This is a genomic window from Acinetobacter sp. 1125_18A (assembly GCF_052824985.1).
Genome location: NZ_VTDG01000009.1, coordinates 59,559 through 74,544, shown reverse-complemented (window position 1 = coordinate 74,544; position 14,986 = coordinate 59,559). Strand labels below are relative to the sequence as shown.

At 39.7% G+C, this 14,986-nt stretch carries 14 protein-coding genes; 9 read left to right on the top strand and 5 right to left on the bottom strand.

Annotation, left to right across the window (positions count from 1 at the left end):
* Positions 1 to 15: 15 nt before the first annotated feature.
* Entirely contained in the window at positions 16 to 1,347 is a 1,332-nt protein-coding gene (locus FY049_RS15735) for a PGAP1-like alpha/beta domain-containing protein (RefSeq protein ID WP_004818342.1), read from the bottom strand.
* 243 nt (positions 1,348 to 1,590) lie between these two features.
* Here FY049_RS15735 and FY049_RS15730 point away from each other — a divergent pair, with 243 nt between their 5' ends.
* The 7 genes from FY049_RS15730 to urtE all read left to right on the top strand — a co-directional run bounded on the left by FY049_RS15730 (position 1,591) and on the right by urtE (position 10,301).
* Complete coding sequence (locus tag FY049_RS15730) at positions 1,591 to 2,175, top strand: YqiA/YcfP family alpha/beta fold hydrolase (RefSeq protein WP_151957493.1); 585 nt, start codon at positions 1,591 to 1,593, stop codon at positions 2,173 to 2,175.
* 16 nt (positions 2,176 to 2,191) lie between these two features.
* Positions 2,192 to 4,072 (top strand): DNA topoisomerase IV subunit B, encoded by a 1,881-nt coding sequence (gene parE / locus FY049_RS15725; protein WP_004718669.1) that lies wholly within the window; start codon positions 2,192 to 2,194, stop codon positions 4,070 to 4,072.
* Positions 4,073 to 4,649: 577 nt separating this feature from the next.
* Complete coding sequence (gene urtA, locus FY049_RS15720; RefSeq protein WP_034611328.1) at positions 4,650 to 5,939, top strand: urea ABC transporter substrate-binding protein; 1,290 nt, start codon at positions 4,650 to 4,652, stop codon at positions 5,937 to 5,939.
* Positions 5,940 to 6,040: 101 nt separating this feature from the next.
* Positions 6,041 to 7,681: an urea ABC transporter permease subunit UrtB gene (urtB, locus tag FY049_RS15715; RefSeq protein WP_419281164.1), complete on the top strand. Its 1,641-nt coding sequence runs from the start codon at positions 6,041 to 6,043 to the stop codon at positions 7,679 to 7,681.
* A 4-nt stretch (positions 7,682 to 7,685) separates the two neighbouring features.
* Positions 7,686 to 8,756 carry an urea ABC transporter permease subunit UrtC gene (gene urtC / locus FY049_RS15710; RefSeq protein ID WP_004718664.1) on the top strand — a complete coding sequence of 357 codons (1,071 nt, stop codon included), beginning with the start codon at positions 7,686 to 7,688 and terminating at the stop codon, positions 8,754 to 8,756.
* Positions 8,756 to 9,592, top strand: coding sequence for an urea ABC transporter ATP-binding protein UrtD (urtD, locus tag FY049_RS15705; protein WP_004718659.1), 837 nt, complete (start codon positions 8,756 to 8,758; stop codon positions 9,590 to 9,592). The genes urtC and urtD overlap by 1 nt, the downstream gene beginning before the upstream one ends.
* 10 nt (positions 9,593 to 9,602) lie before the next feature.
* Entirely contained in the window at positions 9,603 to 10,301 is a 699-nt protein-coding gene (gene urtE / locus FY049_RS15700) for an urea ABC transporter ATP-binding subunit UrtE (protein ID WP_056517139.1), read from the top strand.
* Between the two features lie 110 nt (positions 10,302 to 10,411).
* Here the strand turns inward: urtE and FY049_RS15695 are convergent, their stop codons facing one another.
* The 4 genes from FY049_RS15695 to FY049_RS15680 form a co-directional block, all read right to left on the bottom strand.
* Positions 10,412 to 11,110: a phospholipase D family protein gene (locus FY049_RS15695; RefSeq protein ID WP_154129934.1), complete on the bottom strand. Its 699-nt coding sequence runs from the start codon at positions 11,108 to 11,110 to the stop codon at positions 10,412 to 10,414.
* A gap of 87 nt (positions 11,111 to 11,197) precedes the next feature.
* Positions 11,198 to 11,938, bottom strand: coding sequence for a hypothetical protein (locus FY049_RS15690; RefSeq protein WP_446083985.1), 741 nt, complete (start codon positions 11,936 to 11,938; stop codon positions 11,198 to 11,200).
* Positions 11,939 to 12,044: 106 nt separating this feature from the next.
* The gene (locus FY049_RS15685; RefSeq protein ID WP_004718653.1) at positions 12,045 to 12,548 is read right to left on the bottom strand and encodes a GNAT family N-acetyltransferase; all 504 of its coding nucleotides are present in this window, start codon (positions 12,546 to 12,548) and stop codon (positions 12,045 to 12,047) included.
* Between the two features lie 113 nt (positions 12,549 to 12,661).
* The gene (locus FY049_RS15680; RefSeq protein ID WP_004718652.1) at positions 12,662 to 13,384 is read right to left on the bottom strand and encodes an outer membrane protein OmpK; all 723 of its coding nucleotides are present in this window, start codon (positions 13,382 to 13,384) and stop codon (positions 12,662 to 12,664) included.
* A gap of 503 nt (positions 13,385 to 13,887) precedes the next feature.
* On the opposite strand from FY049_RS15680, the gene FY049_RS15675 reads away from it, so the two are divergent.
* Positions 13,888 to 14,241, top strand: coding sequence for an HPF/RaiA family ribosome-associated protein (locus FY049_RS15675; protein WP_004718651.1), 354 nt, complete (start codon positions 13,888 to 13,890; stop codon positions 14,239 to 14,241).
* 195 nt (positions 14,242 to 14,436) lie between these two features.
* On the top strand, positions 14,437 to 14,979 hold the full coding sequence (locus FY049_RS15670) for an ankyrin repeat domain-containing protein (protein WP_333669906.1): 543 nt from the start codon (positions 14,437 to 14,439) through the stop codon (positions 14,977 to 14,979).
* Positions 14,980 to 14,986: the final 7 nt, after the last annotated feature.

The window sequence follows — 14,986 nt, the reverse complement described above, 5'->3', positions numbered from 1 at the left end:
TCAGCTTTTTTGCAATTAAGTTTCAACAATCCCTTGCATACTTTCTAATTTAATCAAGTATTTGCGAATTTGTTCTTCTGCCAATTCATCATGGTGCGGATAAAACCATTTGGCAATTTGTTCCGAAACCAAAGGATGATATTGAATCTCAAGATGGTTTAAGCCATAAAACACAGCTTTATGCGATTCAGGTAATTTCAACTGGAAACGTGGGTTCGGGTGTTCACCCAAGGCACTTTTAACACTGACCAGATAGTCGCCAATCACTTTTAAGGTGCGGTTTTTGCGGTTTTCAAACTCCAAGGTACCTGCAATTAAAAAGGTATTGATATGCGATGGTAGCGGAGCTGGTTTACGGTTGTCATCCATCAAACCAATACGGGCATTGTTATGCTCCCAGTCATCATCTCGAACACTTCCATAACGCAAGTCTAAGATGCCATTACTGCGGATATTGACGATATGGCTGATCATTTTAACAATCGGGAAATTACCCACTTTCTCTTGCATGGCAAATCCGAAACGTTCTAATAACGCACCATGATGCGGAGAACCAATACAAACCAGATTCTCAACCATGTGGAACCACTGGTGCATGTTTTGTTTGCCATAGAACAGCGCACTGCGAGAAACCAAGCCACCCATACTGTGGCCAATTAAATCAATACTGGTAATGCGAGGGTTACGTTTGATTAAATCTTCTAAAAGATTTGCCAATGAACGTCCATTGGCTGAAATTCTGCGTCCAGTATTGTAGTGAAAATACAACATGGTGTTGTGATCACGTTGCGCCAAGAGTTTCTCACCAATACCGCCATTGTTACGATTGGTCCAGTCTTGATAATTCATACATAAACCGTGAGAGAAAATCACCACACGGCCAGCCAAATCACCTTGCTGTAATGAACCATAATGATCATAGAGCACAGGTGACAGTGCGAGCGGATTATGAGTTGCCAACAAATAATCGCCCAGTACCCCATTTAAAACACTGACCAAAAAAGTCATGTGAGAGGTCAATGGCTTATCATGTAAATTTGGAAAACGTTCAATGGTTTTACGTAAAATTGGAGCAATCAGGTGGCTACCATAATTTTGCAATGCGTGATAACCAAATTGATAGAATTTATCGACAATTGGACGGGATTGAAATCGTTTGGCTTTTTGTTTACTTAAGCCAAAAATACTCAGCAACATTTCACGTTGAATCGACTGGATGAAGTCTTGAACCATGCCACTGAGTGGCGTGCTGACTAACTGCGCTAAACCTTCTAATACGTCGGCCTGACTTGGAGGCGAACGATCCCACTTACAATAGGTTTCGTGTAAAGGGGTTAAGCTTGGCATTGTTATTTCCTCATCCATATTGATCTGGAACAAAGACTTTATTTTTGCTGTAGATCAATGTATAAATCCCTAGGCAATCATCTTATCTTGTTCATCCTGAACGCTATTTAAAATACCGATAATTGCGATTAAGTTTTAGTTTTTTGTCGGACAATATCCCGACATATACAAATTAAAACAATAATGTGATTTGAATCACATTAAAAATTAAAACATTGGTGGTAAAAAAGCAAACTATTTTCAATGAATATTATTTATTTACATGGTTTTAAAAGTAGTCCTTTATCAATAAAAGGGCAACAACTAGATGATTATTGTCGATGCTATTCATCGCATAGTGTGCATTTGCCTGATTTAAACCAGCATCCGCAACTGGTTTTAGATCAAATTTCAGCGCTCATTGAAAAATTGCCTGATGTTGCACTGGTGGGGAGTAGCTTTGGTGGCTTTTATGCGACACAATTGGTCGCAAAATATGGTGTGCCTGCTGTTTTAATTAATCCAGCTATGCGACCATGGCAATTGTTCAGTAACTTATTTGGGATTGAACAAATTCCCTATAAGATCAATGAACAATGGACTTTAGATCGTTTACAACTTGACTACTTGGAAGCGATTGCCGTGCCATTTGTACAAGATGCAGACAAAATACTGGTCTTATTGCAACAAGGTGATGAAGTTTTAGATTATCGTGACGCTGAACGGTATTATAGTGCAGCTCCACACACATCATTGATCATGACAGAAATGCATGGTAATCATGCGATGGAAGATTTTGCAGATAAAATACCCATGATTCTGGAATTTTTATCATACTCCGTAAAATAAAAGGAAAAAACTCAACGTGTCTCAATATACGGCCCAATCACTTGAAGTATTATCTGGTCTAGATCCTGTACGTCGCCGTCCAGGTATGTATACCGATACCACTCGTCCAAACCATTTGGCGCAAGAAGTAATTGATAATGCTGTCGATGAGGCACTTGCAGGACATGCCAATAAAATTACTGTCACGGTATATAAAGATGGTTCGTTGTCGGTCGAAGACAATGGACGTGGTATGCCAGTCGATATTCATCCTGAATACGGACAAAGCGGGATTGAAATTATCCTAACGAAACTGCATGCAGGCGGTAAATTTAGCACCGATAACTATCAGTTTTCGGGCGGTTTGCATGGTGTTGGAATTTCCGTGGTCAATGCCTTGTCCGATCGTGTTGAAGTTGAAGTTCAACGCCACGGCAATCTTTATAAAATGGCGTTTGAACATGGTGAACCTGTTGCGCCTTTAGAGGTTTTGGAAGGCAAAGCGCCAAAACGTGCTACGGGGACAACAGTACATTTTTGGCCAGAAGCGAAATATTTTGATTCACCTAAATTTGCTTTAAAAGCGTTAAAACATAATCTCAAAGCCAAAGCTGTATTGGCTGCTGGTCTACAAATTAATTATATTGATCAGATTAATGACGAAAAAATTGAATGGCAGTTTGAAAATGGTCTCGTCGACTATTTGATGGATGAATTACAAGATCGTGAAATCATTCCAGATCCTGCCTTTGTCGCAACGGGTGAAGCTGAACGCGCCAGCGCTGAGTTTGCAATTTGCTGGAATGCTGAGGGTGGCGAACAAATTCAGGAAAGTTATGTGAATTTGATCCCGACAGCACAAGGGGGAACCCATGTAAACGGGTTACGCTCAGGTGTTACCGATGCGATGCGTGAGTTTTGTGAGTTACGTAACTTGTTGCCACGTAATCTCAAATTGTCTGCTGAAGATGTTTGGGACGGGGTCAATTATATCCTGTCGCTTAAATTCCAAGAACCACAATTCTCAGGACAAACCAAAGAACGTCTTTCAAGCCGAGAAGCGTCTAACATTGTTTTAAATATTGCCAAAGATGCTTTTGCACTCTGGCTAAATCAAAACTCTGAAGTGGCCATGCAATTGGCTGAGATTGTGATTGCGAAAGCGGGTCGCCGTTTAAAAGCAGCGAAAAAAGTTGAACGTAAAAAGATTGTTGCCGGCCCTACCTTACCCGGAAAACTATCAGATTGCGTGGGTCATACCCTTGAAGAATCAGAACTGTTTATTGTCGAAGGTGACTCTGCCGGTGGTTCTGCAAAACAAGCACGCGATAAAAACTTCCAAGCGATCATGCCGATTCGCGGGAAAATTTTAAATACTTGGGAAGTGTCTTCTGACGAGGTGTTGGCTTCTCAAGAAGTGCATAATATTGCGATTGCGATTGGCGTAGATCCGGGCAGTGATGATCTTTCCGAATTACGTTATGGCAAAATTTGTATCCTTGCCGATGCCGATTCAGATGGTTTACATATCGCGACCTTGCTTTGTGCACTCTTCGTCAAGCATTTCCCTGCAATGGTCGATGCTGGGCACCTATATGTTGCAATGCCACCATTGTTCCGTATCGATGATGCCAAAGATGTTTATTACGCGCTTGATAACGAAGAGTTAGAAGCTATCTTAAAGAGAGTTAAATCTAAAAACCCGCAAATTACGCGATTTAAAGGTTTGGGTGAAATGAACGCCAGTCAATTGCGTGAAACCACCTTAGATCCAAATACGCGCCGTTTGGTGCAGTTGGATTTGGACGACACGCATCACACAACAGGCTTACTGGACAAATTACTTGCTAAAAAAAGGTCAGGTGATCGTAAAGACTGGTTAGAGCAAAAAGGTAATTTAGCTGATTTGAGTGTTTGATTGCTGAACTCATTCATATTTAAAAAATGATGCCTCAGAGCATCATTTTTTTTGATACCTCTGAAACATCGCATTGATGCAAACAGAATTACATTCTTCGTAGTACAAATAATTTCTGCATTATCTTTCTATTTTTTCTCCTATTCTTTTGCCTCTACGCCATACATCTCAGGGATTGGATTATCCCGTCAAAAATCGTTTGGTGCTGTAAAGCAAAATTTATCCCGAAAGCCCTAAAAATTTAATTTTGGGTAAATTTTTTGCACTCTCATCGTTCATTTTAAACAAAAAAAATTGCACTTAATTTGACCAGTGTGGCTTTTAATCTCGCATTTTTACTTGCTAAGTGCTGGCTATATCCAGTGATGGAAAGGCATTTAATGCCTATCAATGTATCTTCAACTTATATAAAAATAATTGCAGCTAATATTTTGATTTTATTATTTTTTATTAGGAAAAATATTCAACGATAAAATCACAAATTCTCCACTTGGCATAAAAATTGAATTAAGCCTGTCAGGTAAAAGCAAAATCGCGCATTCAAAAATGCACCAAAAGGTTTGGAGAGAAAAAGATGATGTTCCAACAAAAAATGTTTTCAAAAACACTTCTCGCTGTGGCAATGATGGGGAGCATTGCGCTGACGGCTTGCTCAAAACCCGCAGATAAAACGGAAGCGAAACCCGCAGCAGAAAATAAATCGGCAACTGCTACAGGCGGTGACACAATTAAAGTGGGCATCTTGCATTCATTGTCTGGAACCATGGCAATCTCTGAAACATCGCTTAAAGATACGGCACTGATGGCAATCAATGAAATTAATGCCAAAGGTGGGGTGATGGGGAAAAAGCTTGAGCCCGTTGTCGTCGATCCTGCATCAGACTGGCCATTATTTGCTGAAAAAGCCCGCCAGTTAATAACTCAGGATAAAGTCGCTGTCATTTTTGGCTGCTGGACTTCAGTTTCTCGTAAATCAGTGTTACCAGTTGTAGAGGAGCTCAATGGTCTGTTGTTCTATCCAGTGCAATACGAAGGCCAAGAACAGTCTAAAAATATTTTCTATACAGGTGCAGCACCTAACCAACAGGCGATTCCTGCTGTTGAATATTTAATGGGTGAAGAGGGAGGTAAGGCGCAACGTTTTGTCCTATTAGGTACCGACTATGTTTACCCGCGAACCACCAACAAAATTTTACGTGCATTCTTAAAGTCTAAAGGTGTTGCCGATGCAGACATCATGGAAGAATACACACCATTTGGACACAGTAATTATCAAACCATCGTCGGCAATATTAAGAAATTCGCTGCGGGTAAAAAGACCGCGGTTATTTCCACCATCAATGGCGATTCTAACGTACCGTTCTATCGTGAATTGGGTAACCAAGGCATAAAAGCTTCCGATATTCCTGTGATGGCCTTTTCAGTTGGTGAAGAAGAATTACGCGGTATCGACACCAAACCACTGGTCGGGCATTTGGCATCTTGGAACTACTTCATGTCTGTGAAGAATCCAGTGAATACCGAATTCGTCAATAAGATGAAGCAATACGCAGTCGAATATAAGCTACCCAATGCCAGTAAATTGGTGACCAATGACCCAATGGAAGCCACCTACGTTGGCATCAATATGTGGAAACAGGCCGTTGAAAAAGCGGGAACAACGGATGTAGATAAAGTCCGTGAAGCGATGGCAGGTCAAAGCTTTAAAGCACCGTCTGGCTATACCTTAAGTATGGATGCTACTAATCATCACTTGCATAAGCCTGTGATGATTGGACAAATTCGTGGTGATGGGCAATTTGATGTGGTTTACAAGAGCCCTCAACCGATCAAAGCGGAACCATGGAGCCCGTACATTCCTAAATAAAGACTTTACGACCCCAAAAGCCCGCTATATGCATAGTGGGCTTAACTGATGACTCAACTTTAAAGGTCATTGTATTTAAACAAAAATAGGGGGAGTTGCACATGTCACTTAGACTGAAACTCGCAGCACTTTTTTTTACGATCTCTCAATTATTTCTTATTCAACAGATTTTTGCTGAATCTGTGCATAGTGCGCAATCGTCATCCGCTCAGCCAGCGGCAAGTCATGATGACGCCATTCAAAAATTTGTACGTGCAGATTTTGCAAAGCGTCGAGCGATGCTGAATCAATGGCCAGCAAGTATAGACGAGCTTGATAAGCTGGTGGCCTATGTCGAAAACGACGAGCTTTATACCGACAGTTCGGGAAATACCTACATCATGAAAGCTGGCGATAAACTGTTCAGTTATCCAGATGAAAAGGCAATTACTGATTGGCCAGGTGATTTAAATCAAGTGACGCTGGTCAACACTTTACATAAAGCTTTGAGCTTTGGTCAGGCGAAGATCAAGTTACAGTCCCCAGATGCATCGCAGCGATTGGCTGCGATTGATATTTTGGAAAATAATTTAGATGAACTGGATATTAAGGTCATCAACCAACTTTATCTCAATGAAAAAAATAATAAAGTGAAGGCACGTTTAGCCCAGTTAAAAGCACGAATTGATTTTAATAGTCCAGATACGCTCACCAAAATTCAAGCGGTTAAAACGCTAAAAGATTCTAGTCGTCCTGATGTTTTGGCGATCATCGAACAAGCGCTAACACAGCCAAATTTAAATCCAGAATTAAAGGCTGCTTTGGTTAGTGCGCAAAGTAGTATTAAAACCCGCATTCAAGCCAGTGAATGGACAGGACATGTTTTTTCAGGCCTCAGTACCGCAAGTATTTTATTGCTCGCAGCATTAGGACTGGCGATTACTTATGGCTTACTCGGTGTGATCAATATGGCACATGGCGAGTTGATCATGATCGGTGCTTATACCACTTATGTGGTGCAAAGTTTCTTTAAAACCCATTTGGGTGCTTATGTCGATTGGTACCTGATTGCAGCAATTCCAGCAGCGTTTTTAGTCAGTGCTTTGATTGGCATGTTGATAGAACGAACCGTGATTCGCCCGTTGTATGGCCGTCAGTTAGAAACCTTGTTGGCGACCTTTGGTGTCAGCCTTATTTTGATGCAATTGGTCCGGATGATTTTTGGTGCGCAGAATGTGGAAGTATCAAATATTTCATGGCTTTCAGGCGGGATTTCGCTTACACCTAGTTTGATGCTGCCCTATAACCGTATCGCGATCATCGTCTTCACCATCGCTGTATTACTTTTACTGGTTTACTTGCTCAATAAAACCCGATTTGGTCTATTCGTCCGTGCAGTCACGCAAAACCGTCAGATGGCACGTGCTGTCGGTATTCGCTCTGCACGAATCGATATGATGGCCTTTGGACTGGGTTCAGGACTTGCAGGGCTGGCAGGCTGTGCCTTGGCACAAGTCGGCAATGTCGGACCTGACCTAGGGCAAAACTATATTATTGATGCTTTCCTTGTGGTTGTTGTGGGTGGCGTTGGTCAGGTTTGGGGTGCTGTGCTTGCGGCATTAGGTTTAGGTGTGAGTGGAACAATTCTCGAAATTGGTATGGGCGCAGTGCTCGCCAAAATTATTCTCTTGGTTCTTGTGATTCTGTTTATTCAAAAACGCCCACAAGGTTTATTCGCTATCAAAGGTCGTTTTGTGGAGTAAGCCTATGAAAATCACATCATTACTTTCAGATAAACCCTATAGTGCAATCGCCATAGCTGTATGTTTCGCTGTGATGCTGATTCTGCCGTGGTTTCATGTGTTACCACAAGATTCAGCCTTACACCTATCAGCATACTGGGTGACTTTGATTGGCAAAATCATGTGTCTCGCCTTGGTTGCACTGGCTTTGGATCTGGTCTGGGGCTATGCCGGCATTCTAAGTCTGGGGCATGGGTTATATTTTGCTTTGGGTGGTTATGCTTTTGGTATGTACCTGATGCGAGAGTCAGCAGGCGAGCAATTACCTGACTTTATGCGCTTTCTCAGTTGGACTGAGCTGCCTTGGTACTGGGTCGGAACCCAGCATTTCTTATGGGCTTTGGCTTTGGTGATTTTGGTACCAGGCGTGATAGCCTTTATCTTTGGATTCTTTGCATTTCGTTCCAAAATTAAAGGTGTGTATTTTTCGATTATCACCCAAGCCATGACTTTTGCTGCTGCACTGTTGTTTTTCCGCAATGAAACAGGTTTTGGCGGGAACAATGGCTTTACTGGATTTAAAACCATTCTTGGGATGGATATTACCTCTGCTTCTATGCGAGCGACATTATGTTTCCTTACTGCCTTAGTGTTGTTACTGAGCTTTATCGGCTTACGTAGTTTAATGAATAAGCCTTATGGTCGAGTGTTGGGGGCAATCCGTGATAGCGAAAACCGGTTGCAATATTTAGGCTATCGTACCCTGTGGTACAAACTGTCGGCATGGGTCCTTTCAGCGGTGATTGCCGGAATTGCAGGTGCATTGTATGTCCCACAAGCAGGCATCATTAATCCAAGCGAAATGAATCCTGTGAATTCGATTGAAATGGCGGTTTGGGTTGCAGCAGGTGGTCGTGGCACATTGATTGGCCCAATTCTAGGTGCAGGTCTGATCAATGGAGTTAAAACCTATTTTACCGTTGCATATCCTGAAATATGGTTATTGATCCTTGGTGCATTATTTATCGTTGTAACCATCTTCCTCCCTAAAGGGGTGATTGGATTGCTTGAGCGCTTTAAAAAGGAGGATCACTAATGTCAGAGCTATTGTCAGATTTGGGCTTAAATTCGCAACATGGTGGTCAAATCGGTGAGGGCTATGGTCGTCCCAAAGCTGAAGGTGCCGATTTCAGCCATGGTATTGCACTTTACTTAGAAAAAGTCAGTGTATGGTTTGATTCTTTCCGTGCTTTAAATGATTTGTCTCTTTACATTGAAGAAGGGGAGTTGCGCTGCATTATTGGGCCAAATGGTGCGGGAAAAACCACATTGATGGATGTCATCACCGGTAAAACACGCCCTACCGAAGGTTCTGCCTTTTTTGGTCAAAACTATGATCTTGCCAAAATGAGTACTGAACAAATTGCAGAAGCGGGTATCGGTCGTAAGTTTCAAAAACCGACTGTATTTGAAAATTTTACCGTGATGGAAAATCTGCTCCTTGCTGCGCCAAAAGACAAAACCGTGAAAAAAAGTTTTTTTAGTAAGTTAAGTCCCGATGCACAGTTGGCTTTGGATGAATCTTTGCAACAGATTCGTTTACAAGAGTTTATTCAAAAGCCTGCGGGATTGTTATCACATGGACAAAAGCAGTGGCTTGAAATTGGCATGCTGTTGATGCAACGACCTAAACTGATCTTGTTGGATGAGCCTGTAGCGGGAATGACCGATGCTGAAACTGAACGGACAGCAGAGTTATGTTTGGAATTAAAAAAGAATCATACCTTGGTTGTGGTTGAGCACGATATGAGCTTTATCGACACCATTAGTGAGAAAGTTACGGTTCTGGCACAAGGTGCCATTCTAGCCGAAGGAACCTTGGCGGAAGTACAAGCCAATGAAGATGTGATTGAAAAGTATTTAGGACGTTAAGGGGAGCAATATGCTAGAAATAAAAGACGTCAATCAATTTTATGGGGGCAGTCACATTCTCCGTGATGTGACTTTAACTGCGCCGATTGGTGAGTGTTCTGTGGTTTTAGGACGTAATGGTGTGGGTAAAACCACCTTATTAAAATGTTTGATGGGAATTTTACCGATTAAGTCTGGGCAAATCTTATTGGATGGTAAAGACATTGCTAAAATGAGCCCTGAACAGCGTGTACGCGCGGGTTTGGCCTATGTTCCTCAAGGGCGAGATATTTTCTCAACCCTGACTGTAGAGGAAAATATTTTGATCGGTATGGCGAAGTTTTCAGGCGCAAAAACCCGTAAAGTTCCTGAGCATTTATATGAAATTTTTCCTGTCTTAGACGAAATGAAACATCGCCGTGGAGGAGATTTGTCTGGTGGGCAGCAACAGCAATTAGCCATTGCACGTGCTTTAGCATCAGAACCGAAAGTTTTGATTTTAGATGAGCCGACCGAAGGAATTCAGCCTTCGATTATTAAAGATATTGGTCGAGTGATTCGAAAATTGGCAGATGGTGGCGAAATGGCGATTGTACTTGTAGAGCAATTCTATGATTTTGCCGAGGAACTGGCCGATAACTATACCGTGATGGCACGTGGTCAAGTGGTTGCACAAGGCATCGGTGAAGAAATGCCTGAAAAGGGGATTCGTGATTTAGTGGCGATTTGATGGTTAATAATGAGGAATGAAGCTCTCAACTTATAAAATGAATAGTGAGAACTTCATTCTTTTCAACCCTTGTATTCGATTAAGGCTAAACGAATACACATGAAAATAGTCTAGATTTCTGTATTTTCATTCCACAGAAAATAACCACCATATTGGCTTGATCTGAATTCTCCACCCACAGTTTTACCTTGTTCAGTCAAATAATGTTTACCGCCATCGTTTAGAGTTAAAAAACCTTTTGCTACAAGTTTATCTAATAATTCAGGCGTTTTAAGCTTATGTTTAGCAGCAAGTTTTGAGGAAGTTAATTTACTCGAATTCTCTAATAGCTCTTTTGAATTATCTTCCACTTCTTCTGTTTTTACTTCATCAAGAGAAATTCGAACCTCATCGCTAATACGAATGATACGTTGAGCTTCTTCATAGGCATCTTTATATACGTCAGTATCATCTTCTTTATTGATTAAGATCCCCATTTCATTATTATTTACTTGGCTAAATTCATATAAATTTAAGCTGGAAATAATGCAACTTGTTTCATTTAAATAACATTTAGCATGAAGATTTTTGCAGAAACTTACTCGTACATAATCTAATTTTTGCATCCATTTAATTTCATCAGGATGTAAATCGCTTTTCCCATAAATGATCCGAATATCAATTTTTAAACGATTTTTATCCTCTAATAATTCTTTGATACGGTCATTAAGCCGAAGATAAGGGCTAATTAAAATCAGTCTTTCTTTTGCATTTTTTATCAATTCTTCTAAGAAAAAATTTGTACCGCTCGTATTTAGAAATTTTGCCATTTTTCACCCAATTATTATGTATTAAGTAAAGGATATTAAAGCATATAATGCAACAAACTAAACTATTTTGAATTCCGAATCAAAATTTTATTGAGGCTCAACTTTCTGATAATAGCCTGTTGATGAAACATTCATACCAAAGCCACAATCGGCTTGTTCATTTAATTCTTTCACTTTAATAAAATTGCCTAAAGAGGCGTTATAAGTGAAATTGATGTCAATTTGACAATTTTCAAAACGATAGCTTGCTTTCTTGGCATGAAGTGGCATTTCTGTTTCAAATTCGCCAATATTTGGACCATAAATTAGGCTTCGAGCACCCATCCATAGACCAGTGAATTGAATGAGATATTTCTGATCACGTTTTTTAATGGTGATATTATTCCATTCGCCAAAACCTGCATAACTGGCATATTCTCCTGTTAAGTCATTGTTTGGTTTTGGTGTTACTAACTTTTTTAAATTAAATTGACTGGTTTTTGTGGGTTTAATTTGAAACCACGCTCTTGCCCATAAGGGTTGATTGAGTTTGCTATACGTTAAACCCACATTATTATTGGCAATGTCGATGTCATTATCTGAAACCCGAATGCCAGTGTCTTCTTCACCCACAGACTGACAAAAAGCACTCCAAGATGCTTGTCTTTGAAACTGATCAAGCGCTTTTTTATAGTTTTTCTGGTCGTAAAATTTTTGTCCCAATTTACGATATTGACTGAGTTTGGCACAACCCTGTTTTATATTTTGTTCATCGTAGTCAGCAGCATGGCTTGATGTATTAAGTATCAATGCAAATGGTGCCAATAGACTGATTATCATTTTATTCATCGATATTCGCTCTGAAGTTCAGCAATATTGTTTATGGTTATACAACAGATTTTGAAAAAGCGACAAAAAAAAATTACGACGGGTTCTGTATAAATACTGCTCTATTTTAATCAAAATTTAATTGCATCAACACCAAATCACGCCACTGCCCAAATTTTTGTCCGACTTGTGGCATGTAACCTGTTTGTTTAAATCCGAGTTGTTGGTGTAGATAAATCGAACCAGTATTTTCATGGTCAATTGCAGCAACCATAACGTGGATATTGTGCTGTTGAGCATGTTCAATCAATTTCAGCATTAAGCGTTTGCCGAGTCCTTGTCGAGTAAATTCTGGGTCGATATAAACAGAGTGCTCAACTGTATATAGATAACCGTTGATTGCTCTAAAGCTTGCATAATCGGCATAGCCTGCAATGGCATGAGTCGCTGTTTCTTCAGCAACAAAAAGTGGAAATTGCTGTTGTTGTAATTCTAGAAACCACTGTTGGTAATCTGCGAAAGTCTTTAATTGGCTGTTCCATGTTGCTAAACCTGTTGCAATTTCATGATTATAAATACGCATAATCTCAGTTAGGTCAGAAGCTTGAGCAGGGCGGATCTGAAAATTCATGGATACAGGTCAATGGAAAATTGATAGGGGTATTCTAAAAAGATTTATTTTTAAGGGCAATAAAAAAAGCAAAACCGAAGTTTTGCTTTCTGATCAATGGATTTAGCTCAGTCTTAGAAATGATACTTGATTAAAGCGCTGACATTATTTTCGTCTTTGCCTGGAACACCGTATTTGTTGTGCCATACAGAGTGTTCAACACCAAGATATAGACGGGTATCTGGAGAAATGTGTTTACCCGCATTCCATTTCCATTGTGTCGTCCAGTTCAACTCGCTTGAGTGTGCAACTTGATCTTTTTCTGCAGTTGACCAATCAAGGAACCCGTCCACAAGGAATTCTTCAGATGCAATTTTAAATGGAATTCCATAGGTAAATGTCAATTGATAGTCATCTTCTTGGATTTCATTATTGGCACGGTAGAAATTTAATTGCGCATATTGAAAATAAGGAATGGCTAAATCAACACCAACACCGTATAGGTAGTTGTTCATGTCTTTACCACCTTCCCAAGTGGTCGCAATTAATACGTCTTTAATTGGGCCTAATTCAAGTTTTTTCCCAGAAACAGCGCCTAAGCTAAGACGTGGAGAAACCTCAAAATAAGTATCCGACTGACCATCACTGTTGGTACGGTCAGCAAAGGCAAAGAAATCACCGTATTTAAGTTTGGCAGCATACTCAAAAGTGATAGTAGATTGTTTCTCATCTGGTGTTAGTTCATAGTTTTCACCATAAAGACCAGTAATACTAAAATCTTGCCAAACAGGCGCAGCTTGAGCCAAAGTTGCAGTTGAAGCGATTGCGCAGATAGCCGCAATTTGTGTAAGTTTCATGAATTCTTCCTTTCCCCCAAGAAAAGCGCTTCAAGAATACAGATTCTTAAATAAAAATAAAGCGAAAATTAGATGGAATGAAAATAAATATGTAAACATCAAGAGGTGAAATGTTTTAAAACGTGAGTCGCATATTTAAAGCAAAGATTTAAAATTTATATCCATTAAAAGTTTAAGAATTAAACATAGTTGATGTTTTTAGTCAGAATTAGTCATTAAAAAATCCATTAAATCATTTAATTATAAAGTAACGTAACAAGATGTCATTTTTCATATTCTTTTCATAAAAAAGTTAAAAATCTACTTGCATATTTTCCAATATGGCCTGATATTGAATGTATAAGAACACCTATCTGCAGATCGTTAAAAGTGTTCATCTTTGCAATAGAGGAGTTACGGTTCCAATTTATTGTAGGTGAAAAGCTGTCTTATACAGCAGGCGCAAAGTGTGCCGAAAATATAAGTTTTGCACTCGTTTTTTGATTAGAAAGAGGATGTTTTTTATGAATATAGAAATCCGTACAGATAAAAATATTAGAAATAGTGATCGTTTAATTACTTACGTACGCGATGAGCTAAATCAAGAATTCCAACGTCATAGCGAACGTATTACCCAGTTTTCAGTTCATATCAGTGATGAGAACGGTGACAAAGGTGGGGCGGATGATATCCAGTGTATGATTGAAGTCAAAGCAGCAGGTTTGAAGCCAGTCGTGGTAAAACATCGAGCGAAAAACATTGATCTTTCATTACACGGTGCGATAGATCGCGTAAAGCGTAGCCTAGAGCACGTATTAGAAAAAATTGAAAATCCACGTGGTGGAAAACTAGAACTTGCTGATGCAGATGAAGCATGATCTGATAAAAAGCCCTTCGGGGCTTTTTTATGGTCTTCAATTTTATGGTTTTAAAACAGTCCTTGATTATCTTCTTTGTCATAAATGAACAATAAATGCCATTTATAAAATAAAAGCGACACGATTAAAATTTTTCAAAGCTATTTTAAAAATATTCGTCATAATGTTGTATAGGAATAGAATAGTGAGATCAAAATGTTATCAGCACAACAACAAGTCTTTATACAGGCTTTAGAAGATTTAGACCTTGCTCAAGTCAAACGTTTGCTTGCAGATGGATTTGATCCTAACTTTATGGAACCTGAAAAAGGACCAGCTGTTTCAATTTGGTCAGATGGATTGTTTAAATGGTGGGAAAAAATTTGTGATGCCTATGAAGCAGGTCATCCTTTAACGGCAGAACAAAAAGCACAAGATTTACAACCGCATTTAGATATTTTGGATGCTTTAATTAATGCCAAAGCAAACTTTTATTTGTGGGACACTGAAGAGTGCTATGGTCCACTGTGGGATGCAGCAAGCGCAGCCTGTGTACCTGCAATTGATAAGCTTTTAGATCATAAGGTTGACCCGAACACCAAAGATGAAGAAGGTAAGACTATTTTATCCTCGATCAGTGATTTGTTCTTTGATTGTGAATTTGATCAAATAGATTGGTCTCAGGCTTTACCTGAAGAGAAAGAATCTTTAGAGTTACTACGTAGTCGCGGTGCGAAAATGTCCAAAGAATTATCGTAAATTTTGA